Here is a 24,288-nt window from a genome sequence, read left to right as displayed (position 1 = left end):
CCCCCCCCCCCCCCCCCCCCCCCCCCCCCCCCCCCCCCCCCCCCCCCCCCCCCCCCCCCCCCCCCCCCCCCCCCCCCCCCCCCCCCCCCCGGACCACCCGCCCAGGTGTGTCACGGGACCGACGACAGGTCGATCTGGAACATGCCCCGGCCGTGGGTCACGCTGACCAGCGTCTCGTCCATCCAGAACATGTCGTCCACCGAGCAGTTGGTCGGGCCTTCGTTCGTCGGCGACCAGTTCGCGCCCGCGTCCTCGCTGGCGAACAGCCCGACCTCGGTACCGCAGTAGAGCAGGTCCGTCCGCCGCGGGTGCACCGCCAGCGCGCGGATCGGTGCGCGGGGCAGGGCAGCGGCGAGGTCGGTCCACCGCGCGCCGCCGTCCGTGGTCACCCACAGGTTGCCGCGCTCGTACCCGCCGAAGGTGACGTACGCGGTGTCCGGGTCCGCCGGGTGGACGGTGATCCCGGTGCAGAAGCGCCGCGGCGTCAGCGGACTCGGGCCCGTCGCGCCGACGCGCGCCCAGGTGGGCGTCGTACCGGTGCCGTTGACGGTACGGAAGACCATGCCGTTCTCGTGCCCCACCCAGATCACGTCCGAGTTGCCGCGCGCCACCGCGATGGCGCTGATCATCGCGCCGGCGCTGGGCTTGACCGCGTTCCACGTCGGGCCGGCGGTCGCGGTGTTGGGCTGCTTGGCGTTGTTCGTCCGCCACAGCGACACCCCGCCCGCGAGGATGCGGTTCTCGTCGTTCGGATCGAGCACGAACGGCGCGATGAACAGCGCGTCCTTGTTCGTGGCGTCCGTGATGCGGAACGGCACCGGCTTCCAGTCCCATTTGCGCAGCGCGAAGTTGAAGAACTGGCCGCTGATGTAGCGGTCGCCCTGGGTGTCGTCGGTGGTGGCGCCGTCGGTGTTGCGGTGGATGTTCAGGAAGACGTACTCGCCGTAGAAGACGTCCGGGTCGGTCGGGTCGGAGGCGCACCAGCCTCCGTCGCCGCCGAAGAACGGCCGCCAGTCCTGGGTGCCGAGCGCCGGGTCGAAGGCGAGCGAGCCGTTGTCCTGTGCGCCGCCGATGATCTTGCCGCTGCCGGGGTGGCCCGCACCGGCGTAGAACTGCGTCACGCCGTAGTTGTTCACCAGCTCGGTCCAGCCTTGCACGAACGGCGGCTGTGCCTCGCTGCCGACGTCCGCCAGGTCCGCCGCCTTGAACACGCCGCCGTCGTTGCCGAAGAACACCGTCCGGTTGGTGACCCCGTCGTAGTCGGGGTGCGCAACGATGGCGTGCTGGTCCGCGTGGGCCGAGCCCGGGTCCCACCAGGTGCTGATCTCGGCCAGGTGGTCGCCGCCGTCCGTGCTGCGCCACAGGTTGACGCCTCCCACGAGCACCAGGTCCGCGTCCGTCGGGTCCCCGGCCCAGATCGTGTTGTCGTACCAGCCCTGCTGCCCGAGGTAGCCCGCCGCGATCCCGCCCGGGTTCAGCGTCTTCCTCCGGTGATAGGTCGCGCCGCCGTCCTTCGACCGCCAGATCTGGCCGGTGGTCATCTGCACCGACGCGTAGACGGTGTCCGGGTCCTGCACCGCGTGGGCGAGCTCGACCCGGCCGGTCCACGGCCCGCCGCCCGCGAGGTTCCAGGTGAGGCCGCCGTCACGGCTGAACCAGGCCGCGCCGTCCCGCAGCGCCCCCGCGACGGCCTTGCTGCCGTCCTGCGGGTCGAAGCGGACGTCGCCGAGCGGGTTGCGGAGGACCCTCGTCCACGTGGCGCGCGCCGGGTCGGCGCTGCGGAAGAGACCGGTGGACGTGGCCGCGAGGACGACCGCCCCGGACGGCGAGACCGCGATCCGGCTCACGTACTGGAAGTCGCCGGTCTGCGTGGCCGTGATCGGCGACCAGGTGACGCCGTCGGCCGTGCGGAAGATGCCGTTTCCGCGGATGGCGTCGAGGTTCTGGAACGCTTCTCCGGTGCCGACGTACATCGTGGACGGATCGGTGGGGTCCATCGCGATGCAGCCGCACGACAGGTTCTCCAGGAAGTCGTCCACCGGCTCCCAGTGGCCGCCGCCGTCCTCGGTGTGCCACACGCCGCCGCCGGCGCTCACGGCCCACATCCTGTCCGGCTGCGCCGGGTGGATCACGACGCCGCGCGTACGTCCTCCGACGTTCCCGGGTCCGAGCCACACCCAGTTGGCCAGCTGCATCCCGGCCGTGCGGGCCGGCCCTTCCCGGTGCCCGTCCGGACCGGTCGGCACGCCGGCGGTGAGCGGTGGCGCCTCGCGGCTGTGCAGGGCCTCGGCCTGCGCGTACGCCATGCCCAGGCCGTGCGGCCGGACCCGTCCGTCGTCGCTGCGCTCCTGCTTCAGGCGGAAGAGCCCGCGGGCGGAGGGCAGGTCGGGAAAGTCGAGCCGCAGCAGGGCCCGCCGCACCGCGGCGTCGGGCAGGGCGTCGAGGGCCTCGTTCGTGGTGCCGCGCGCCTCGCAGAGCAGGTGCACCTGCTCGACGCTGATCTTCTTCGACCGGGCGAGCTGTTCGTCGGAGATGGTCATGATGTGCCCCTGGCTGGGATGAGACGGGGATGGGGACGGATGGGGACGGATGGGGATGGGAACGGCTAGGGCGGGAGCCCGGGCGCCCGCCGCGGGGTTGCCCGGTCGAGTTCCACCTCCCACCTGGTCTCGGCCGTACGGGACTCCACCGCCCTCAGGACGACGGCGCCGGAGTCCGGGCGGTGCACCAGCTCCACGCGCAGCCCGCCGACCTGGCTCCGGTCCAGCACATCGGGCGCCTGAGGCGGTTCGGGAAGCTGCTCTCCGGGTGCCTCGGCCTGCGCCTCGGCCGGCAGCTTCGCCGCCGATTCCGGCAGCACGTCCACCGGAGGGCCGGCCGGATCCACCCGAAGCGCCCCGTGCGCCTCGTGGCGCGCTTCCCTGAGGATCCGGTCGCTGGGCGCGGCGCCGCCGCCGTACGAGGAGCGGGCGACCCAGTGGAGCACCACGGAGTCCCCGGCCTCGTCGGTGCGCACCGCGAAGTCGCGGGTGTCGTCGAGGGTGCAGCGCGCCCACTCCGGCAGGTCGAGCGGCTCCGACGCCCAGCGGTCCGCCCCGGTCGCGGCGTCGAGCACCGCGACCACGAGCACCGGTGACGGGCCGATCCGCAGGGCGACGACCGCCCCGGCGAGCAGCGCGCAGGGCCGCAGGCCGGACCCGTGCCGCCACAGCACCGCACCGCTTTCCAGGTCCAGTGCCGTCAGAGCGCCTTCGTGATCGTGTACGACGGCTTGCCGGCCGCGCGCATCGACCACGCCGCGCGGGACTCTCGCCATCAGGCCCCCAGGTGGAACATCACAGGAAGCAGGTCCGACCGTGGCCGGAGCTCCTGTCCATGGTCCCTCCGCGCGCGGGCGGGCGCCAACCACACCGACCCGGCCCCTGCTGTTCCCCTTTCTCCCCCGACAGTTGACGCTTCCACAGCTTGCTTGAGAGTCGAACGACGAGGAGTGGCCGCGTGGCTAGGCTGCGGGCATGACCAGGGCGGGGCTGAGCCGGCGAGGGCTGCTGGGGGCCGGGCTCGGCGCCCTCGCGGCGGCGAGCCCGGCCGGCTGCGCGGGCGACCCAGGGCCGCCGCGGCGGCTGCGGCTCGCGACGGGGCCGGAGGGCGGTCCGTACAACGCCTTCGGGAAGGCGCTGGCGCAGGCCGTCGCCGCGAGCGGCAGCCGGCTGGAGATCGTTCCGGTGAGCACCGCGGCGAGCGTGGACAACCTGCGCAAGCTGGCCGACGGCTCCGTCGAGCTGGCGCTGGCCATGGCGGACGCCGCCGAGGACGCGGTGCTGGGGCGCGCGTCGTTCTCCCGGGTGGCCCCGGTGACGGCGCTGGCCCGGGTCTACGTGAACTACACGCACCTGCTCGTCGCGGCGGACGGGCCGGTGCGATCGGTACGGGACCTCGCCGGGCGGCCGGTCGCGACGGGCGCGGCGGGGTCGGGGGTGCAGGTGGTGTCGGGCCGGGTCCTGCGGGCGGCCGGGCTGGGCGGCGCCGCACCGGCACGGGAGCGGCAGCTCGGCCTCGCCGCGTCGGCGGCGGCGCTGCGCGCGGGCGCGGTCGACGCGCTGTTCTGGTCCGGGGGCGTGCCCACTCCGGTCCTGTCGGACCTCGCCCGCGCCCTCCCGGTGCGGTTCCTGGCACTGGACGGCTACGTCGGCGCGCTTCGGCAGGCGTACGGGCCGGTCTACACCGCGGTCACGCTGCCTGCCGGGGTGTACGGGCAGGCGCAGCCGGTGGGCACGGTCGGGGTCGGCAACTACCTGCTGGCCCGGACCGGCGTACCGGCCGACGCCGTACACGCACTGCTCCGGATCGTGTTCGAGCGGTGGCGCGAGCTGCTGCGGGAGGTGACGGCGGGGGCACGGCTGGAGCCGCGGTTCGCGATCTCGACGGGGCGGGTGCCGCTGCACCCCGGGGCGGCGGCGTACTACCGGTCGGTCTACGGCTGACCGGCCACGCACCCCGTACCGACCGCAGTCACCCGGCCGGGAGTCGGAGCTCGACGACCAGGCCGTTCGGTGTGTTGCCGCCGACGCCGAGGCTGCCGCCGCTGATGCGGGCGATCTCGTCGGCGATGGCCAGTCCGAGTCCGCTGCCGGGCACGTTCTGGTGCCCGGGCGAGCGTACGAAACGCCGTGACAGGAGGGGCAGTTGGTCCTCCGGGACTCCCGGGCCGTCGTCGGTGACCCGGACGACGGCGTGCCCGTCCGCGCCGTGCTCGGCGCGTACCTCGACGCGGCCCTCGCGCGGCACGAACTTGACGGCGTTGTCGAGGAGGGCGTCCAGGATCCTGCCCGGCGCGTCGGGCAGGGCGCGCGCCCGCAGGCCTTCGTGCGGGCCGGTGGCCGTCAGCTGCACTCCGGCGGCCTCGAAGACGGGGGTCCAGGCCGCCACCCGTTTGCGGACCGCCTGCGACACGTCCTGGTCCCCGAGCTCCGCCGCGCCGGACTCCACCCGTGCCAGGGCGAGCAGGCCGTCGAGCAGCTCCTCCAGGCGTTCCGCCTCGTCGAGGGCGCGGGCGTGGTCGGACCGGCCGGGCCCGGGGGCGATGTGCGGTTCGATGTTCTCCAGTTGCAGCACCAGGGTCGCCAGCGGGTTGCGCAGCTGGTGGGAGGCGTCGGCGACGAAGTCGCGCTGGCGGGCGAGGGAGTCGGCCACCGCCTGCGCCATGGTGTCGAAGCGCAGCCGCAGCCGGCGCAGTTCCGGCGGCCCGGTGGCGGAGACGGTACAGGTCCGCAGGCTGCCGGCGCGGGTGCGCAGGCCGCCGGCCGTCAGCCCCTCGACGGCCCGGTCCAGTTCGCTGACGGGGCGCAGCAGCCAGCGGGTGATGCCCGCCGCGACCAGGGCCGCCGCCGCGAAGGCGGCGGCCGCTCCGGCGGCGATGAGCGACCAGCGGACCGTCACGTCCCGGCGGGCCGCGGCGGTGGGCACGGCCATCAGGACCGCCCCGCCGACCCGCTCGTCGCGGCCCACGGGCTCGGCGAGCACGACCGTCCGCGGGCCCCAGGGACGGACGGTCGGCAGCCGGTCGGTGGAGCGGCCGGTGAGGGCGCGGCTGCGGGCGTCCGCAGCGGCCTCGGCGGCCTCGGCGGCTTCGGCGGCCTCGGCGGCTTCGTTGGGGCGTTCCGCCCCGGCCCGTGCGACCGTTGCGCCCGCAGTGTCGACCACGACGACCCCGGCCCCGTAGAGCTGGGCGTACCGGCCGATCTCGGCGGACAGCTCCGACCGGTCGGCGGCGGTGCGCATCCGGTCGGCGAGGTCGGCGAACCGCACGGCCTCCGAGCGCCGCTGGAGCAGCAGGTGCTCGGTACGGCCGCGCGCGTACCCCTCGGCCAGGGGCAGGCACAGCAGCAGCGCCGCGGCCCCCATGAGCGCGGTGAGCACGGCGAGGAGCCGGCGCCTCATGCCCCGGGGCTCCGCTCGTCCCGGCCGGCCGGGCAGCCGAGCTGGTAGCCGAAGCCGCGCACCGTGCGCACCACGGCGGAGCGGCCGGTCTTGGCCCGGATGCCCGCCACGTGGACGTCGAGCGAGCGGGAGGCGGCGAGGAAGGCGTCGCCCCAGATCCGGTCCAGGATCTCTTCGCGCGAGTGCACTTCGTCCGGGCGGGCGGCCAGGATGGCGAGCACGTCGAACTCCCGCCGGGTCAGCCGGACTTCGGCACCCGCCACGGTGACGGTGCGGCCCGCCGGGTCGATCTCGACGTCGCCGGTGCGCACCGGCCGGCCGGGGTGCGCGAGCTCGTCGGCCTCGGTGCCCGGCCGGCCGGAGCGGGGGTCCGTGCGGCGGCGTACGGTGTCGATGCGGGCCATCAGCTCGGCCATCCGGAACGGCTTGACGACGTAGTCGTCGGCCCCCGCCCGCAGTCCTTGCACGACGTCGCGCTCCTCGCAGCGCGCGGTCACGACGATCAGCGGCGCCGTGCAGATCGTACGCAGCCGCCGCAGCAGCTCCAGTCCGTCCAGGTCGGGCAGGCCCAGGTCGAGCAGGACGAACTCGGCCTCGTGGACGTGGCGCAGGGCGTCGAGGGCGCGGCCGACCCGGCGCACGCTGTGCCCGCGCCGGGCGAGCGCGGTACCGAGGGCCTGGGCCATGCGGTCGTCGTCCTCGACGAGAAGCGCGTGCATAGGCGGTTACCCCGTGAACTGTGACCCGTGACCCGTGCCCTGGCGCAGCAGCTTACGGGAGGCACCCGCGGGCTCGGCACCCTCCGCCTCGGCACCGGCCCGGTCGGCGTCCGCCTCGGCGCGGCTGAGCGCGGCGTTGCGGGTGTCCGGCATCAGGACGTACGTCACCAGGGAGACCAGTGCGCACCCGGAGACGTACCAGAAGAACATCGACTCGTGGCCGTGGCTCTTGAACCACAGCGCCACGTACTCCGCCGTGCCGCCGAAGAGGGCGTTGGCGATGGCGTACGGCAGCGCCACGCCCAGGGCGCGGACCCGGGTCGGGAACAGCTCGGCCTTGACCGCGGCGTTGATCGAGGTGTATCCGGTGACGACCACCAGCGCCAGCAGGGACAGACCGAGGGCGGACCAGTACGAGGAGGCCGAGCCCAGCGCCGTCATGATCGGGTACGTGCCGACGGTGCAGCCGACCGCGAAGGTGATCAGCAGCGGACGGCGGCCGATGCGGTCGGACAGCATCCCGGCGAAGGGCTGGAGCACGGCGAAGAGCGCGAGCGCGGTGAAGCTGACGAGCGTGGCGGTCTTCTTCTCCATGCCGGCGCTGCCGACCAGGTACTTGGTGAGGTAGGTGGTGTACGTGTAGTAGGCCACGGTGCCGCCGAGGGTGAGCGCCATGACCAGGCCGGCCTGCCGCCGGTGCTGCCACAGGGCCGTCAGCGTGCCCCGCGTGCTGTCGTCGTGGGCGTCCCCGCCGGCGGTCTCCTCCTTGAACGCGTCGGTCTCCTGGAGCCGGCGCCGCAGCCAGAAGACGACCACGGCGAACAGCGCCCCGAGGACGAACGGGATCCGCCAGCCCCAGCCCTCGAGCTGCGCCGTGGTGAGGGTGTGCTGCATCGTGATCAGGATGCCCAGTCCGAGCAGCTGGCCGCAGGTCATCGAGACGTACTGGAAGGACGAGCCGAGGCCGCGCCGGTTGCGGGCCGACGCCTCGGTGAGGTAGGTCGCGCTGGCGGCGTACTCGCCGCCGATGCTCATCCCCTGGAGCAGCCGCGCGAGCAGCAGGACCAGGGCGCCGAAGTAGCCTGCCTGATCGTAGGTCGGCGCAATGGCGATCATGAGGGCGGCCACCGACATCATCGTGACGGTGAGGGTCAGCGCGCTCTTGCGTCCGTGCCGGTCGGCTGCGCGCCCGAGGACCCAGCCGCCGACGGGGCGCATCAGGAAGCCGACGGCGAAGATCCCCGCCGTGTTCATCAGCTGCGTGGTCGGGTTGTCGTTGGGGAAGAAGGAGTCGGCGAAGTAGATCGCGAAGCTGGCGTAGACGAACCAGTCGTACCACTCGACGAGATTGCCGAGCGACCCGCCGATCAGGGCGAGGCGGCGCCTGCGGCGTTCGTCCCCGGGCGGCGGCGGTGAGGGCACGACGGCGGGCGAAGACATGGCGGCTCCAGACGGAAGTCCCCGAGGGGAGAGGGAGGATGCCCCGGCGCCGGGGGGGTTTCCAGAGCATCCGGCTGCCGCCACGGCCGGACAAGGCCCGTCGCACAGATCTAACGTTCCGCTAAGAAAGGACCCGGCCCGTCGATGACGGGCCGGGTCCTCGCTGTCGGCGGTCGGACTGCCAGAGCGTGGACCGTCAGGGCATCAGACCGTCAGGCCGTCAGGCCGTCAGACCGTCAGACCGTCAGACACGGTCGGCTGCGATCAGGACGTACTGGAAGGAGCCGTCCTTGTACGAGTTGATGAACGCCTCTTCGATACCGGTGACCAGGGAGGACGTGGCCCGCAGCTCCCAGTAGGGCAGGGTGTCGGGGGTCAGGTCGATGACGGCCTGCGGTACGAGGCGGTTGTCGGCCATCGCGCGCAGGTACTCCCGGCGGGAGTGGATGTTGCACTCGAAGTGCGCGTTGATCTGGGAGACCCACTTCGACGGCTGGCCGTAACGCGGGTTCCAGCAGCCGGTGATGGTCACGTAGCGGCCGCCGACCTTCAGGATGCGGGAGTGCTCGGCGAACAGGTCGTGCAGGTCGACGTACATGCTCGACTCGTTGTTCCACGAGGCCGCGGCCTGCCCGGTCTCGAAGGGCGTGTGGAGCATGTTGCAGACGCGCGCGCGGACGTGGTCGTCGATGCCCAGCTCCTGGGCGCGCCGGTTGCCGAATTCGGCCTGCTTGGCCGACAGGGTGACGCCTTCGACCTTGCATCCGAAGCGCTGGTGGGCCATGACCATCGAGCCGCCGCGGCCGCAGCCGGCGTCCACGAGGGTGTCTTCGCGCCCGATGGGGCCGAGGTGGTCCAGGAGCACTTCGGCCTGCGCCGACTCCAGGCGGTGGAGCTCGGCGATCAGCTTCTTCTCGTATGCGCTGTCGGCGGTGTCGCCGAGGGCGTCGTGGTCGACAGCGCCGATGCCGTAGTGGTGGTGGTAAAGGCCGTCGACATCACCGAGCCGCAGGTTCACGGGCCGGGCTTCGTGGTCCCAGTATCGGGCGATGTCCCCCTGGTAGGCCGTCGCCGGGGCCGGGATGACGACGGAGGTGCCGAGGGAGGTGGCGGCGAGATCGGTGCTAGTCATGGATAAGTCCCATCCTTACCAGAAATCGGGGAGGCTGTAGCGATAGGTGTTGGTCTGGTGCCAGTAGTGGTTGCCGTCGACCCACACGGCCACTCCGCGCAGGAAGCGCAGCACGGTCGGTACGGGGCAGGCGGCGGCCAGCGCGGCGGCTTCGGCTTCGAAATCGCGCATGAGGTCGTTGTGGACCTCGACCGCCTTCAGGTAGGCCTCCTGTTCGGAGACGCCTTCGCGTTCGGCGATCACCACGGGCAGGTTCAAGTGCCGTCCGGGGGCCGCGAGTTCCTTGGTGTAGGAGTAGAGGTCGTTGACGATGGTGGTGGCGTTCCCGGCCAGCGCGATGACTCGTTGCATGGCGGGCTGCGCGTGGAGGTCCGCCGGCAGTTCGTAGCCGCCGACGGCGTCGGTGATGGTCGGGCAGGGGCGGAAGTTGTTGAACTGGCGCATCGCCAGGTACTCCCACACCTCGGGCACGTACTCCGTCTGCGCCCAGGCCGCCTCGGCGAGGTAGCCCATGTGCAGACGGGCCATGTCGTGCCGGAAGCGGTCCGCCTGGGAGGGGCGGGTCTCCCGGAGGAAGTACTCCATGGCGGACCGGTAGGCGCGCCGGGGCGCGTCCGCGTGGAGCGACTCGGCCCAGCCCGGCTGGTACTCCTTCGTCGTGTGGACGGGGTCGAGGGCGGTGTGCGCCATCAGGAGGCGTCCGCCGAGGCCGATGGGCGAGCCGCCGTGGTCCTCGCAGTAGCAGTCGTCGACGGCGTTCTCGGCGACCATCAGCCGCGTGGCGAGCATCAGGTGCTCGACGGAGGGGGCGTCCGGGTGGCAGGCGACCATGTAGCGCCCGACGGAGAAGCCGTCGAACTGGTCCTCCCACTCCTCGGGGTACAGCTCGACCTCGTCCAGCGCCCAGGCCTTGATCCTGCGGCTGACCTCTTCCACGCGCGCCGGGTCGGGCTCCGGTACGGGGTGGAAGTAGAGCCCCGGGATCGGGTTGCCCGGGGCCGGCTGCGCGGGGGCCGCCGGCGGCGCCGGCAGGTCCTCGCGGGCGGCGAAGTGCAGGCTCGCCGTGCCGAGACCGCTGGGGCCGCGCAGGATGCGTTCCAGGGCTGGGCCCGACTCCCTCACCGCGGCCGTGGCCGCGGCATCGGCTGCTGCGGGCCCGACCACGGGCGTACCCGCGGACACGGCCGCCGGCACTCCGGCGGGCGCGACCACGGGCACGGCGACGGGAGCGTCCACGGCCGCGGGTGCCGTTCCCACGGCCCGGGCGGAGGCGGAGGGCATGCCGGGGACGGCCGGCGTGAACCGGTCGGCGGCCAGGGCGGACAGGGACTGCGGGGCAGGCGCGGCGGACACGGCAGGCGCGGTCGGTACGACGGACGGGGCGCCGGCGGCGGCCCCGGCAGCCGCTTCGGCACCGGCGGCCTGGGCGTTGGCGAGGACGTGCGCCCCGAACCGGGCCGCGGCGGCGGGCAGGCTGGACTGAAGGGGGGAAAGCCCAGGATCGGGCATCCGCAAGCTCCTTGGTGAGGTGGGTGGGCTGTCCCGGATCCCGGGCATGCTCGACCCGCCCGGCACGGTCCGGGCGGTCTCGGCCGTCGTGGCCGACGTGGCCGTGCTGGTCCGCTAGTCGCGCCTGCGGGCGATCTGTACGTTCTCCAGCACCCCGAGCGCGTCGGGCACCAGGATCGCGGCGGAGTAGTAGGTCGTGACCAGGTAGGAGATGATCGACCGCTCGTCGATGCCCATGAAGCGCACCGAAAGGCCCGGCTCGTACTCCTCCGGCAGACCTGTCTGGCGCAGCCCGATGACGCCCTGGTTCTCCTCGCCCGTTCGCATGGCGATGACCGAGCTGGTGTTCTCCTTGCTGATGGGGATCTTGTTGCAGGGCAGGATCGGGACCCCGCGCCAGGCCGGGACCTGCTGCCCGCCGACGTCGACGTGGTCCGGGTAGAGCCCGCGGGCGTTGAGCTCACGCCCGATCGCCGCGATCGTCCGGGGGTGGGCGAGGAAGAGCTTGGTGCCGCGGCGGCGGCAGAGCAGCTCGTCGAGGTCGTCCGGCGTGGGCGGGCCGGAGTGGGTCTGGATCCGCTGCTTGAAGGCGGCGTTGTGGAGCAGCCCGAACTCCCGGTTGTTGACCAGCTCGTGCTCCTGGCGCTCGCGCAGCGCCTCGATGGTGAGCCTGAGCTGCTCCTCGGTCTGGTTCATCGGCCCGTTGTAGAGGTCGGCGACCCTCGTGTGGACCCGCAGTACGGTCTGCGCGACGGACAGCTCGTACTCGCGCGGCTTGAGTTCGTAGTCGACGAAGGCGCCGGGCAGCTCGGCCTCGCCCACGTGGCCGGCCGACAGCGCGATCTCGGCTTCGCCGTGCTTGTTCTGCCGCTGGAGGGGCAGCGAGCTGAAGTCCTGGATGTGGGCCTGGAGTCCCGGCGCGGCGGACAGCACGGAGGCGAAGTCGGCGCGGGACAGGGTGAGGAGGGTGCCGGGGGTCTCGGCGGTGGCGGTGTAGTCCCACTTGGCGTCGGCGTCCAGCAGGGCGTTCTCGCCGAACCGGTCGCCGTCGGCGAGCACGGCGACGGCGACCTCGTCGCCGTACTTGCCGACGGAGGTCTGGCTGATGCGGCCGTGGGCGATCAGGTGGATCTGCTCGGCGGCGTTCCCCCGCTCGACCAGCACCTCGCCGGCGCGGAAGTCGCGCTGGACGCACCGGTCGGCGAGCGCGGTGAGCACCTCCTCGTCGCCGAAGCCGCGCAGCAGGGCCAGTTCGCCGAGCTCGCGGGGGATGACGCGGACGTCGCCACCGTCCTGGACGAACTCGATGTGCCCGTCGCCGACGGTGTAGCTCAGCCGGCGGTTCACGCGGTAGGCGCCGCCCTTGGTCTCGACCCAGGGGAGCATCCGCAGCAGCCAGCGGGAGGTGATCTCCTGCATCTGCGGGGCGGATTTGGTCGTGGTGGCAAGGTTGCGGGCAGCCGCCGTGCTCAGGCTGGACTGCGGGGCCTGTTCCAGCTGTGCTTCCGAGCTGGTGTCAACGGTCATCGGGCGAGATCTCCTTCGTAAGGGCGGTGTCCGGCATGCGCAGGGGCATGCGTCACCGGTGAAAGAGGAAAAAGGGGGTGAATATCCGGGAATCCGTCCAGATCCCCGGGAACACTAACCACCGTCGCGCCCGGACGACCTTGAAACGCCGAGGGCATTACCTCGATGCAGTGATCTTGCCCTCGACGGTGTTTGACGGGGCGATCGAAGGTATTCGGACGCGTCGGCAGCGGCGTGGCTTGATGGTGCGTCAGGACGGGCGGCACGCGGACGACGGGTCGGCGCCGCCGTTCCTCGGCGAGGCGCTGCTCCGCGCCGCGCGGCGAAGGGCGTCGGGACCCGCGTCACGGCAGCCCGGCGCCACGCCCACCTGCGGGTGAAGCCCCGCCGAAGATCGGCGGGGCCGCCCGGAGGGCCGGAAGACTGTGGCCAGGTACGGGCAGACGTACCCCTGGGCATGGGGAGCGGATAATGACGAGCGGCACGGTCCTGCTGGCACTGCGGGAGAACCCGATGGGCGGCGGCGTGAGCGCCGAGCAACTGCGGCGCATCGGCAAGGAACTGGAGAACAGCGGTCTGGAGCTGCGCTGGGCGCCGAGTGCGCGCGACGCACAGGCCGCCCTGCAGACCGAGGCCGGTCTCGCGGCGGCGGTGGTCTCCTGGGACCTGCCGCGTACGGCGGGGGGTGCCGTCGAGGAGGGTGCCGGCGGCGAGGTCCTGCGGCACATCGGCCGCCGCTTCAAGGACCTGCCGGTCTTCCTGGTCATGGCGGACGACTCCGACCAGGACCTGGAGCGCCTGCCCCTGTGGGTCTCGGAGACGGTGGTCGGCTACGTCTGGCCGCTGGAGGACACACCGTCCTTCATCGCCGGCCGCGTCGCGACGGCGGCCCGGGGCTACCACCGGGACCTGCTGCCGCCGTTCTTCAAGGCGCTGCGCCGGTTCGACGACTCCCACGAGTACTCCTGGCACACGCCCGCCCACTCCGGCGGGGTCGCGTTCCTCAAGTCCGCGGCGGGCCGGGCGTTCTTCGACTACTACGGGGAGCGGCTGTTCCGCACCGACCTGTCGATCTCGGTCGGGGAGCTCGGGTCGCTGTTCGAGCACAACGGCCCGATCGGCGAGGCCGAGCGCAACGCCGCCCGGGTCTTCGGCTCCGACCGCACCTATTTCGTGCTGCACGGCGACTCCACCGCGGACCGGATGGTCGGCCACTACAGCGTGACGGGCGACGAGATCGCGCTCGTGGACCGCAACTGCCACAAGTCGGTGCTGCACGGGCTCGTGATCTCCGGGGCGCGCCCCGTCTACCTGGTGCCGACCCGCAACGGCTACGGGCTCGCCGGCCCGCTGCCGCCCGCGGTGACCGACCCTGCGGCGGTGGCCGCGACGATCGCCGCGAACCCGCTCGCCACCGGGGCGGTGTCCCCCGAGGCCCAGTACGCCGTCGTGACCAACTCCACGTACGACGGCCTGTGTTACGACACCGTGGCGGCGGCCCGCGCCTTCGCGCCGAGCACGCCGCGACTGCACTTCGACGAGGCGTGGTTCGCGTACGCCCGCTTCCATCCGCTGTACGCGGGCCGGTACGGCATGGCCGTGGGGCCGGACACCTTCCCGGACGCCGGCACGCGGCCCACGGTCTTCGCGACCCAGTCCACGCACAAGCTGCTGGCCGCGCTCTCCCAGTGCGCGATGGTCCACGTCAGGTCGGCGCCGCGCGCCCCGGTGGAACACGAGCGGTTCAACGAGGCGTTCATGATGCACGGCACCACGTCGCCGCTGTATCCGGCGATCGCCTCCCTGGACGTCGCCACCGCGATGATGGACGGCCCGCAGGGCCAGTGGCTGATCGACGAGGCGGTGACGGAGGCGATCCGGTTCCGTCAGGCCGTGGTCCGCACCGGGCGGCGCATCGCCGCCGCCGGGGACCGGCCGGGCTGGTTCTTCGGGGTGTGGCAGCCCGAGACGGTGACGGATCCGGCTACCGGGGCGAGCGTCGCCTTCGCGGACGCACCGCCGTCCCTGCTGAGCCGCGAGCCGTCGTGCTGGCACCTGGAGCCGGGCGCCGACTGGCACGGCTTCGCCGGGCTGAGCGAGGGCTACTGCCTGCTGGACCCGGTCAAGGTCACCCTGACCTGCCCGGGGGTGAGCGCCACCGGTGAGACCGGCGACTGGGGCATCCCGGCGAGGATCCTCACCGCCTATCTGGCGGCGCGCGGGATCGTCGTCGAGAAGACGGACAGCTACACCACGCTGATCCTTTTCTCGATGGGCATCACCAAGGGCAAGTGGGGCACCCTGATGGACGCCCTGATGGACTTCAAGGCGCTCTACGACGCCGACACCCCGCTGGACCGGGTCCTGCCGGAGCTGGTCGAGCGGTTCCCGCGCCGCTACGGCCGCACCACCCTCGGCGGCCTGTGCCGGCAGATGCACGAGCACCTCACCCACGCCGAGCTGATCGGCGCCCTCGACGCGGCATTCCGGGAACTCCCGGAGCCGGTGGCCCCGCCGCGCCACTGTTACCAGCTGCTGATCCGGGGCGGCACCGAGCGCGTACGGCTGGCCGAAGCGGCGGGGCGGGTGGCAGCGGCGATGGTGACGGTGACCCCGCCGGGGATCCCCGTACTGATGCCCGGCGAGTCCACCGGCACTCCGGACGGTCCGCTGCTGCGCTACCTGCGCGCCCTGGAGGCCTTCGACCGGGCCTTCCCCGGCTTCCACAGCGAGGCCCACGGAGTGACCGTGGACCCCGAGAACGGCGACTACCTGATCGAATGCGTCCGCCCGACCCGCGAGACCGCCTGCTGACCGGGCGAGCTGCTTTCAGTGACGGGCGCGCCGGTCGGCGCGGCGGCGGCCGCGCCGACCGGGATGTGTACCGCCCTTGAGGAATCCGCCACTAGGGCTGAGGCGGCCGCTCGCCCCCGCGGGCGGGCGGGCGGTCGCCGATCTGCTCATTGAGCTTCTGCTGCGCCGTGTCGACCTGACCCTGGTACTTGTTCTGAGTCTTCGCGTCGAAGGCGTCGCCGGCCTTCTCGACCCCTTGCCGAGCTTGGTCGGGGTGCCCCTTGATCAGGTCTTTGAGCTTATCGAGCATGGACATGGAGGGTTCCTCTCGCAGGTTGTCTGCCCTCCCAGCATGTCCGCGATCACCGGTCTCTGCATCCGGAGATCTAGCCCACCGGCCCGGTGAGCGGGCCGAGGTCGTACGCGTAGCGGCCGACCGCGTCGGCGATGACGTCGATGTTGAGGTCGAGCGCCCGCATGTTGATGTTGGAGAGGTCGTCGCCGGCCGTGTGGTTGTTCACGTCGTACGCGACGCCCGCCTGCCCGCCGAACTTGTGGGCCTGGGCTTCGGTCTTGATGCCCTCGGCGCCGGTGAAGGTGCCGCCGGACGGGATGCCGGCCGCGATGAACGGCGCGTAGTCCGAAAGTCCGGTGAAGTCGGTGCCCTCGTGCGGGATTCCCTTCGAATCCAGGAAGTCCGTGATGCCCTTCTCCAGCTGCGCGGAGCCCTCCGGGCCGGGGCCGGCGCCGACGCCGTCCGAGTCGTCGCCGTCGTGGACGAAGTAGGCGGCGTTCGGCGAGCCGATCGTGTCGAAGTTCAGGTAGAGCCTGATCTGCTTCTTCTGCTCTTCCGTCAGTGAGGCGAGGTACGCCTGCGAGCCCAGCACGCCGAACTCCGCGGCCGACCACCAGGCGAACCTGACCTTGTTCCTGACCTTGTCCTGGGACTTGGCCAGCTTGACCGCGACCTGGAGGATTCCGGCCGAGCCGGATCCGTTGTCGTTGATGCCCGGGCCGTCGTGGAGCGAGTCCAGGTGGGAGCCGAGGAAGACGGTGTTGGCCGCGTCGCCGCCGCGGGTCTCCGCCACCACGTTGAAGGACTTGCGGTTCTCGCGCAGCTCGTGGATGTCGAGGGTGACCGTCACCGGGCCCGCGGCGGCCTCGGCGGCCAGTGTCTCGCCGTCCTCCTGGCTGATGCCGCCGGTGGGGATCCTCGCGAGGGCCGCGTCGCCGATGGTGCCGTTGATCTTGCCCGTGGTGTTGTTGTACACGACGGCGCCGAGCGCGCCCGCCGCGTGGGCGTTGGCCTGCTTCACCGCGAAGCTGCAGCCGCCGCGCTTGATCAGGGCGATCTTGCCGGTGAAGGCGCCCGCGGCGAAGTCGGCGGGCTCGCAGCCGTGGGTGTTGTCCGCGTCCACGGGGACGACGGCCAGGTCCGCGGTCACACCGCCCTCGGGCCCGTTGGCGGTGTATGCCATCAGCTGGAGCGTGATGTCGCGCGGCGTGGGCGAGTGCACGGTGAGGCTCTCGGCGAGGTCGTCGGTGTAGACGAAGTCGAACTCCTGGCGGGAGAGCTTGTAGCCGGCGGCCCTGAGCACCGCTTCGACGTAGGCGGCCGACTGCTCGTGGCCCTTTGAACTGGCCACCCGGGTTCCGCCGTTGTAATCGGCTATTGCCTGGAAGGTCCTCAGGTGGCGGAAGGCGTCCTTGGCCGTGGACTCGTTGACCAGTTTCCCGGCCAGGGCGTCTCCCCGACCGGCCCAGCCCGGATTCCCGGCTTCCGCGGTGGCGGGCACGGCGAGGAGCAGGGAGGAGACGAGTGCGGCGGCGGCCAGGGTGGCGGTCGCCGCCGCGGTACGACGTGCGGACATGGAGGCCCTCTCACGGCAGGTCGACGGATCGGTCGACAGTCGGGAAGAACGTGCTCGGCGCGAGGAGATCGAGGAACGCTAACCCTGTGGCGGCCCGCTGCCAAGGAGAAGGTCCGAGCCGGCCCGGGCACCCGGATATTTGGCCGAGTCTGATCGGGAGCGACGAGAGAGGCCCACTCCGGATGCATAACTCACCTATTTCGCTTGGAAGTTGGCTTGTTCGAGCCCATGACACTCTCTCGCTTGATCCCGTATCCATGACCTGAGCGCCGGTGAGCCCCACCGCGTGCCGACAGGACAGTGCGCCCGAGGGCGCCGGTACCGCGGGGGTGGCAGATCAGTGCTGGCCAGAACGGCAAGATCCTCGGCAGACCCAGCCCTACCCGGCTGTCCGGGGCCCGCTCCCGGCCTGACGGCCGCGCCCGGGGACCCCGGGCGTGAACCCTCGCCGGCGGACGGGCCGACCTACCGGATCCTGGGGCCCCTCGAGGTCCACCGGGCGGGGGTGCTCTGCACGCCCACTTCGCTCAAGCGGCGCGCGCTGCTCACGCTGCTGCTGCTCCACGCCAACCGGCGCTTCCCGATCTGCACGCTGATCGGCGAGCTCTGGGACGGCACGCCGCCACGGTCGGCCGTGGCGACCGTACAGATGTACGTGTCGGGACTGCGGCGCGTCCTGGACCCCGAGCACAGCCGCGACGGCGGCGACGCGCGTCGGCACCCGCTGCTGCTCACCTCCGGCAACGGCTATCTGCTGCGCGTGCGGCCGGGCGCACTGGATCTCGACCGGTTCCGCGCGATGGCGGGGCTCGGCCGGGACCTGAGGGCCGCGGGAGACTGCGCCTCCGCCTCGGAGTCGTTTCGGCAGGCCCTGGCCCTCTGGCGGGGCACCCCTCCCGGCGACCTCGGGCAGGCTTGCCTTCCCGCGCACTACACGGTGCGGCTGGAAGAAGAACGACTGGCGCTGGTGCACGACCGGATAGGCGCGGACATCTGCAGCGGCAGGGCGCGCGAGGTCGTCGGCGAACTCGAGGAACTCTGCGCACGCCACCCACTGCGCGAGGACTTCCACGAGCAGTTGATGCTCGCCCTGGCCACGGCAGGGCGCGGCGCCGAAGCGCTGAACGCCTATGCCCGCGCCCGGCGCACCGTAGTGGAGAACGCCGGTGTCGAACCGGGGCCGGGCCTGCGCACGGCGCAGCGGGCGCTGCTGAGCGGGGCCCGGCCGGACAACGCCAGACACGACACCTGTCGCCCCGCGGGTGCGCTCCGGCCGTAGACCGGCGCTCCGACGCCCGGCCACGAGCGTCGGAGCCCGGACGGGTCCGGTCAGCGGGCAGGGGGACGACAGCGCGCGGGCAGGTCCAGCTGCCAGTCGAGTCGTCGGCGGAAGTACACCAGGGGCTCGCCCTCCGCCACCGAGCAGTCGACCACCTCGCCCACCACGATCACGTGGTCGCCGTGCGGGAGCAGTACGCCCGCACGGCACTTCGCGTAGACCGGGACGCCCGCCAGCCGGGGAACCTGCCCGTCCCACTCCCAGAGCACGTCGGCGAACTTGTCCTCGGAGCTGCCCGCGAACGTCTGGGCCAGGGCGGAGTGGGTGCGTGCCAGCAGGTGGACGCCGAAGAACGAACCCGGCACGGCGGCAAGCTCGCGGTAGGTACGCGAACTGCGGGCGAGCGCCACCAGAACCGACGGCGGGGCCGCACTGTAGGAGCAGACGGACGACACGAGCAGCCCGCAGGGCCGCCCGTCGCCCCGCCGGGCGGAGACCACCGCCACCCCCGATACCAGCCGGGACATCGCATCGGTGAACCCGCCCGCCGACCCGGCCCGGTCCTCGTCCCGGTCCCGGTCCTGGCCCTGGTTGCGTTCCTGCTGCTCCTGCTGCTCCTGCTGTCGGAGGTCCATCCGGCCGCCTACGCGTGAGCGCGCTCGGCCGCGCGCAGGCAGGTCTCCCGACGGCTCCGCGCCTCGGGGTCGTCTGTGACGGCCAGGACCGCGTCGAAGTCGGCCAAGGCCTGCGCGAAGCTGCCCGCCGCCTCGTGCACCACGCCCCGGTTGAACCGGAACTCGGGCCGGCCTTCGAGGTCCACCGCACGGTCGAAGTCGGCCAGCGCGCCGGCCAGGTCGCCTTCCAGGTAGGCGAGTTCGGCCTTGATCGCCCACGCCTCGGCCAGCCGGGGGTCGAGACGCAGTGCCTCGGCCAGGGATTCACGCGCCTCCGCCGTCCGGCCTTCCTCGCCCCAGAGGCGTCCCTGCAGACAGAGCAGGTGCGGGTGTGCGGGGTCGATCCGCAGGCCGGCCGTCACGTCGTCCAGTGCCGCCTTGTCATCCCCCTGGTCGGCCAGCAGGCCCGCGCGCGCGAGCAAGGCCTCCAGATGGGCGGGTTCCAGTTCCAGGGTCCGGTCGAAGTCGGCCAGCGCACCTTCGGCGTCGCCGAGTTCCAGCCGGGCCTCGCCGCGGTTGTAGTGCGCCTCGGGGAAGGGCGGTTCCAGGGCCAGCGCCCTCTCGTAGTCCGCGATGGCCTCTTCGATGCGGCCCAGACGGCGCAGCATGCTGCCGCGGTTGAAGTAGTGGTCGGCGAAGTCGCTGTCCGCGTCGATGATCGAGGCGTAGTCGGCGAGCGCGTCTTCCAGCCGCCCGCTCATGCCGTTCACCTGCGCCCGGTTGTAGCGCAGGCCCACGCGGTGCCAGGTCCGCTCGCCGATGCCCAGTTCGCGGTCCAGCCGCTCGATTCCCTCGTCGAGCAGCCGCAGCGCCTCGTCGGGGCGGCCGGCCCTGACCTCCACCAGGGCGAGTCCGTTGCGGTTGAACACCGAGTAGAAGGCCCGCTCCTTGGGATCGGGCAGCAGGTCCGAGATCGCGATGGCCTGGTTGACGTACGCCCTGGCCCGCCGGTCGTCGCGCAGCTCGGGCGGGAAGTGGCGGGCGTAGAGCATGCCCGTCTCGTAGGCGAGGCTCATGTGGTGCTTGGGCATGGCGGTCTGCGCCCGGGCCTCCTCCTGCACCGCGGCCGACTCCTCCGGCCGCCCCGCGGCGGCCAGGCACACGCCCGTCTCCCGGGTGAAGGGCCACCACAGTTCGGGGCGCGCGACGGGATCCACCCGGTAGCGGCCCTCCTCGCCCATCTCGGCCGCTGCGTGGTAGAAGCCGAAGTACTTGCAGCGGGCCTGGGCCCACCTCAGGGCGTCGAGTCCGGCGCCGTCGGAGTCGCTGCCCCGCAGCAGGTGGTACGGCAGGGCGCCCAGCTTCAGGGACGGTTCCTCCTCCGCCCGGGAGGCCAGCGCCTCGGCCCGGAGGTCGTGCAGGGCGGCGCGCTCGTCGTCGGAGACCGCCCGGTACGCGGCGGCCGCCGCGGGGTCGTCGTCGATGCAGTCCCCGTCCACGTACCGGGTGGCCGCCTGGAGCAGGGTCTCGTTCCCGCCGTCCGCGTCCTGTGGCCCGGGGCCGGATGCGGCGCCCGGGCGGTGGATGCGGGTGGTCCGCGCCGCGAGTTCCGCGGGGAGGGAGACCGAGACCATGCCGGGCGGGTCCGCGAGGTCATCCGTGTCGGTGCCGACCACGAGGGTGAGCACCTGCGGGGGGATGCGCCGCAGCGCGGCGGCGAGGAACTCCCGGTCGGTGACGTCCGCGTGGTGGACGTTCTCCACGACCAGGGTGCGCGGACCGTCCCCGGTGTGGGCCAGTGCGGCGAGCAGGAAGTCCACGAGACCGTGCGCGACCCGCAGCGAGTGCAGCCGGGCCGGGTACCTGGTCGCCTCCCCCGGCGCCTTGGCGTTCAGCTCCAGTGCCCTCACCTTCGGCGGCACCAGGGGCAACAGCTCCGGTGTGCTCTCCTGGAGTTCGATGTAGTGGCGGGAGGCCAGCTCCGGCCGCCGGCGCAGCGCCTCCGGGGCCACCTGCCTCAGCAGCGCGCCCGCAGCGGAGTAGGGGCCCCTGAGGCGCCGGTGTGCGTCCACCACCGTGAGCGGGGACGGCAGTCCGAGGCCGGCCCGCAGCCGGTCACGCTCGCGGCGCCGGGGGGCCGATATCCAGTAGTGGCCGGTCATGAACCTGCCTTTCACAGGGGGCCGACGGGGGGACCCGTCAGTCGATGACGTGGTGGGTCCTGGACCGTCGGGCGCGCAGGCGTTCCCGGGCGGCGATCCAGACGGTGAGGGCGATCTGGGCGAAGGTCAGGAGGAGGAAGGCCGAGGAGTCGAGGAGTTCGGTCCGGCTCGACTGCTGCCCGGCGCCGAAGCGGTCGATCGCGCCGGAGACCATCTGCACGAAGACGGGGGCGAGTGCCAGCACGAACGTGCCGAGGCTGACGGTGTATCCGGCCACGATCAGCCAGGAGTACCAGCGCGCCGCCCGGCGGTCCACGGGGTGCCACCGGGACTCGTCCGCCAGCCGGTCGGTCCGGCCGCGCAGCCGCAGGAAGCGGTTGCGCAGCAGGCGGACGGACGTGGTGTGCAGGTCCACGCACCCGAGCATGGTGGTGATCAGCACGTACACGTCGGTGCGCAGGTAGAGGAAGAACTGCCACAGCAGGCGCAGCAGGGCCGCGAAGGCCAGTCCGAGGCACACCCGGCTGGTGGCCGTGTCGGCCCCGCCGGGTCCGCGGGAGGCGTCCGCCACCGTGATGAGCAGGCCGAGCAGGACGCAGTCGGCGACCATTCCGGCCACGATCGGCAGATAGCGCTTCCTGCGCTCGACGGCGACCAGGCCGTCCAGTGCCGTTTCGACCACGAGGAAGTAGAAGCGGTACGACAGCCGGGTCTGCGAGCGGACGCCGAGACGGCGTGCGGCCAGGGCGTGGAACGCCTCGTGGACGGCGATGAGGGGGACGGCGGCGACGAGCAGCACGAGGCTGACCACTGCGTAGTACTCGCTGAACAGCAGGTCCTCGGCGGTGGGTACGAGGTCCGGCGAGAGGATCATGCGCAGCAGGGCCCAGGCCACGACGAGTCCGTAGCAGACCCAGGCGAGCGGCGAGAACAGCGCCCGGCCGAGCCGCTGCCAGCGCACCGGCTTCGCCTCCGCCGGCTCTTCGTCGGCCTCGCGGACGAACCCCAGCTCGCGCAGGGCTCCGATGATGTCCTCGACGTCGACCTGCTCGCCGTACTCGGAGGCGTACCAGTCGGAGGCCTCCGCCGGTGTGGCTCCTTCCGCCAGGCGGCGCACCAAGTGGGCCCCGTCGGGCGGGAAGATCCCGTAGGAGTCCGTGTCGGGCCGCCCGATGGTGACTTCGTCGCCGTCCTCCAGATACACCAGCGGATGGAACGGCAGCGGCGTGTCGGCATTGCTGCGGATGCCGTGCTCCGGCATGGGGTCTCCCTCGGCTTCCGGTCCGGACCCGGAGCGGGCGGGTCACCGCCCGCTTCCCGGGAGGCGCCGTCGTGCCGGGAGGGCGGCCCGAGTCTCCTCGGGCCGTCCCGGGCACGACGGCGCCGTGGCCCTGGCGTGCTAGTGGCCAGAGCTCATCTGATCCGGGATCAGTTGGGGTTCGTGTACACGCTGCAAGCCGAGGACGTCAGGCGGACCGGACCGGCCTTGCGCACCTGGATCTTCTTCATCAGGACACCTCCTTCACCAGTGGGTGATGCGGACGTGTTCATCCTGGCGAGGGCCGCCATCGTTTCCCCAAAAGTCCGCCAAACCTCTTCACGAGGTGCGCACACCGCCCGGCCCGGACGGGCGTCGGCCTGCGCCGAGGTCAGCGGGACACCGGTCGAGCCCTACGGCTCACCGCGTGAGCTCCCGCAGGTCCAGCGGCCTTCTCCAGAGGTTGCGGCGGTGTGCCGTTTCGAACTCCGCCTGGAGCGGCAGCGGAGAGACCGTCAGCACCGGGCAGGCCGCGTGCGCGAGGCAGTACCGGGCCACCGAGGGTCGGACCAGGCGGCGCAGACCGGCCCGTGACCCCGTGCCCACGACGAGGAGGTCCTCGGGCCCCGGGCCGTGTCCACCAGGGCCGCCCCCGCAGTGGCCCGCACCGCGAGGCCCCCGAGCAGCGCTATCCCGGTCGGTACACGATTTCGATCAGCATGGCGGCGATGCCGGCCCAGACGCCGAGGCCCAGCAGCCACAGCATGTCGACGACCGAACCGGTGACGATCAGGGCCGCACCGGCCGCGCCGAGGGCGAGGGCGGTGCGGCGGACCGGGCGGTCGGGGGGCCAGGAGGTGGTCACAGCGCAAGCATCCGCCTCAACCACCGGCATGAGTAGCGGAATTGGCATCTTCTTGACAGCGGTGCACGAGACGCGTCAAAGCGCTGTCAAGACCCCGTCAGCAGGTGACTGGAGGCGTCGGCGGTGACGCGGAATCGCAGTCGGCAGATCACCGCGTCGGTGTCCCTGCGTACGGCATGGGCGACCACCGCGCCGCGCTGGTTCTGCAGGATGCGCTGCCAGAGCCGTTCGGGCTCGGTCTCCGGGATCAGGACCGTCACCTGGGTGCCCGGCTGCTGTTGCGTCAGTTTGCGGACGTAGCCGGAGACGGGACGGCCCAGCGAGCGGGTCGGCGGGGGCAACGGCAGGGCGACGACGATCAGCCAGGCGCCCTCGGTGAATTTGGTCGCCGTCACCACGACTGCCGACACACCGGTCAGCAGCGCTCCGGAGCCGTTGAGGACGGCCTTCGCCCGCCGGCCCGCGGGGCGTTCGAGGGACCAGTGGCGGACCATGCCGACCTGGCAGATGGTGAAGCCGACGAAGACGCCGATGGCGAAGAGCGGGACGAGGGTGTTGGCGTCGCCGCCGGAGAAGACCAGCAGGGCGGCGGAGACCAGGGCCAGCCAGACCACGCCGTGCCGGTGGACCTGCCGGTCGGCCTTGAGGGCGAACACGTGCGGGAGGCAGTTGTCGCGGGCCAGGAGGCTCATCAGGACGGGCAGCCCGCCGAAGGAGGTGTTGGCTGCGAGTGCCAGCAGCACGACGGTGGCGAACTGCACGACGTAGAAGCCGGCGTTCGCATGGCCATGTCGCCGATTCCTCCGGGTGAGCAAAGTGAGGACAGCGTCGACGCGGCACGGACGGCCGGCCGGCGTCCCTAGCGGGATCCATACGCCCGCCGCCCCACTCTTCACGCACTCCATACGCCGGAACCGGGCCGGGCGTACGAGATGCGTGAAGACCTCGTCAGGACGCGCGGCTCTCCCCGCATGCGGGGCAGGGTTGGTGTGCACGCGTTGGTGTGGACGCGTTGGTGTGCCCGTTGGTGGGCACGCACTCGGCACCGGTGTGCTCCTGCTCGCCGTCGGTCCGCCCTGTCGCAGCGGCTACTTCGGGTCGCGCTTGAAGGACGCCATCGACCAGCGGTAGCCGAGGACGGCGAGGCCGAGGCTCCAGGCGAGGGCGAGCCAGCCGTTG

18 protein-coding genes and 1 pseudogene are annotated in these 24,288 nt (G+C 72.4%); 3 read left to right on the top strand and 16 right to left on the bottom strand.

The features are described 5' to 3' along the window. Positions 1–110: 110 nt before the first annotated feature. The gene (locus ACZ7H1_RS36315) at positions 111–2,540 is read right to left on the bottom strand and encodes a WD40/YVTN/BNR-like repeat-containing protein (protein WP_470792645.1); all 2,430 of its coding nucleotides are present in this window, start codon (positions 2,538–2,540) and stop codon (positions 111–113) included. A 65-nt stretch (positions 2,541–2,605) separates the two neighbouring features. Next, positions 2,606–3,316 carry a hypothetical protein gene (locus tag ACZ7H1_RS36310; protein ID WP_470792643.1) on the bottom strand — a complete coding sequence of 237 codons (711 nt, stop codon included), beginning with the start codon at positions 3,314–3,316 and terminating at the stop codon, positions 2,606–2,608. Between the two features lie 199 nt (positions 3,317–3,515). Here ACZ7H1_RS36310 and ACZ7H1_RS36305 point away from each other — a divergent pair, with 199 nt between their 5' ends. Then, the gene (locus tag ACZ7H1_RS36305; RefSeq protein ID WP_470792641.1) at positions 3,516–4,484 is read left to right on the top strand and encodes a TAXI family TRAP transporter solute-binding subunit; all 969 of its coding nucleotides are present in this window, start codon (positions 3,516–3,518) and stop codon (positions 4,482–4,484) included. A gap of 28 nt (positions 4,485–4,512) precedes the next feature. On the opposite strand, the gene ACZ7H1_RS36300 is transcribed toward ACZ7H1_RS36305, so the two are convergent. The 6 genes from ACZ7H1_RS36300 to ACZ7H1_RS36275 all read right to left on the bottom strand — a co-directional run bounded on the left by ACZ7H1_RS36300 (position 4,513) and on the right by ACZ7H1_RS36275 (position 12,267). Then, positions 4,513–5,940: a sensor histidine kinase gene (locus ACZ7H1_RS36300; RefSeq protein WP_470792640.1), complete on the bottom strand. Its 1,428-nt coding sequence runs from the start codon at positions 5,938–5,940 to the stop codon at positions 4,513–4,515. Next, a complete protein-coding gene (locus tag ACZ7H1_RS36295; protein ID WP_470792639.1) occupies positions 5,937–6,659 on the bottom strand; it encodes a response regulator in 723 nt (240 codons plus the stop codon). Before ACZ7H1_RS36295 ends, ACZ7H1_RS36300 begins: the two co-directional genes overlap by 4 nt. A 6-nt stretch (positions 6,660–6,665) precedes the next feature. Next, positions 6,666–8,099 (bottom strand): MFS transporter, encoded by a 1,434-nt coding sequence (locus ACZ7H1_RS36290; RefSeq protein ID WP_470792637.1) that lies wholly within the window; start codon positions 8,097–8,099, stop codon positions 6,666–6,668. Between the two features lie 244 nt (positions 8,100–8,343). Beyond that, positions 8,344–9,231, bottom strand: a complete 888-nt coding sequence (locus ACZ7H1_RS36285; protein WP_470792635.1) for a geranyl diphosphate 2-C-methyltransferase — start codon at positions 9,229–9,231, stop codon at positions 8,344–8,346. 15 nt (positions 9,232–9,246) lie between these two features. Then, positions 9,247–10,512, bottom strand: coding sequence for a family 2 encapsulin nanocompartment cargo protein terpene cyclase (locus tag ACZ7H1_RS36280; RefSeq protein ID WP_470792647.1), 1,266 nt, complete (start codon positions 10,510–10,512; stop codon positions 9,247–9,249). 342 nt (positions 10,513–10,854) lie between these two features. Further along, complete coding sequence (locus ACZ7H1_RS36275) at positions 10,855–12,267, bottom strand: family 2B encapsulin nanocompartment shell protein (RefSeq protein ID WP_470792633.1); 1,413 nt, start codon at positions 12,265–12,267, stop codon at positions 10,855–10,857. A 471-nt stretch (positions 12,268–12,738) separates the two neighbouring features. On the opposite strand from ACZ7H1_RS36275, the gene ACZ7H1_RS36270 reads away from it, so the two are divergent. Continuing rightward, the gene (locus ACZ7H1_RS36270) at positions 12,739–15,081 is read left to right on the top strand and encodes an Orn/Lys/Arg family decarboxylase (RefSeq protein ID WP_470792631.1); all 2,343 of its coding nucleotides are present in this window, start codon (positions 12,739–12,741) and stop codon (positions 15,079–15,081) included. 91 nt (positions 15,082–15,172) lie between these two features. Here ACZ7H1_RS36270 and ACZ7H1_RS36265 read toward each other — a convergent pair whose 3' ends face one another. Further along, a complete protein-coding gene (locus tag ACZ7H1_RS36265) occupies positions 15,173–15,376 on the bottom strand; it encodes an antitoxin (RefSeq protein ID WP_470792629.1) in 204 nt (67 codons plus the stop codon). A 70-nt stretch (positions 15,377–15,446) separates the two neighbouring features. Continuing rightward, complete coding sequence (locus ACZ7H1_RS36260) at positions 15,447–16,931, bottom strand: M28 family peptidase (RefSeq protein WP_470792627.1); 1,485 nt, start codon at positions 16,929–16,931, stop codon at positions 15,447–15,449. A 505-nt stretch (positions 16,932–17,436) separates the two neighbouring features. Here ACZ7H1_RS36260 and ACZ7H1_RS36255 point away from each other — a divergent pair. Continuing rightward, positions 17,437–18,210: an AfsR/SARP family transcriptional regulator gene (locus tag ACZ7H1_RS36255; RefSeq protein WP_470792625.1), complete on the top strand. Its 774-nt coding sequence runs from the start codon at positions 17,437–17,439 to the stop codon at positions 18,208–18,210. Between the two features lie 50 nt (positions 18,211–18,260). Here ACZ7H1_RS36255 and ACZ7H1_RS36250 read toward each other — a convergent pair whose 3' ends face one another. From ACZ7H1_RS36250 to ACZ7H1_RS36225, 6 genes and pseudogenes are all read right to left on the bottom strand, one after another. Continuing rightward, positions 18,261–18,845 carry a flavin reductase family protein gene (locus tag ACZ7H1_RS36250; RefSeq protein ID WP_470792624.1) on the bottom strand — a complete coding sequence of 195 codons (585 nt, stop codon included), beginning with the start codon at positions 18,843–18,845 and terminating at the stop codon, positions 18,261–18,263. 8 nt (positions 18,846–18,853) lie between these two features. Then, positions 18,854–20,986: a tetratricopeptide repeat protein gene (locus tag ACZ7H1_RS36245; protein ID WP_470792623.1), complete on the bottom strand. Its 2,133-nt coding sequence runs from the start codon at positions 20,984–20,986 to the stop codon at positions 18,854–18,856. 37 nt (positions 20,987–21,023) lie between these two features. After that, positions 21,024–22,247: a hypothetical protein gene (locus ACZ7H1_RS36240; RefSeq protein ID WP_470792621.1), complete on the bottom strand. Its 1,224-nt coding sequence runs from the start codon at positions 22,245–22,247 to the stop codon at positions 21,024–21,026. Between the two features lie 417 nt (positions 22,248–22,664). After that, on the bottom strand, positions 22,665–22,850 hold the full coding sequence (locus ACZ7H1_RS36235) for a universal stress protein (RefSeq protein ID WP_470792620.1): 186 nt from the start codon (positions 22,848–22,850) through the stop codon (positions 22,665–22,667). Between the two features lie 82 nt (positions 22,851–22,932). Next, on the bottom strand, positions 22,933–23,109 hold the full coding sequence (locus ACZ7H1_RS36230; RefSeq protein ID WP_470792619.1) for a hypothetical protein: 177 nt from the start codon (positions 23,107–23,109) through the stop codon (positions 22,933–22,935). Positions 23,110–23,195: 86 nt separating this feature from the next. Then, positions 23,196–23,942 (bottom strand): annotated as a pseudogene (locus ACZ7H1_RS36225) (amino acid permease); the annotation flags it as partial. Positions 23,943–24,288: the final 346 nt, after the last annotated feature.

Source organism: Streptomyces sp. NPDC037401 (assembly GCF_055602345.1).
Note: the sequence above shows the minus strand (reverse complement) of the source record. Positions and strands in the feature narration are given on the sequence as shown.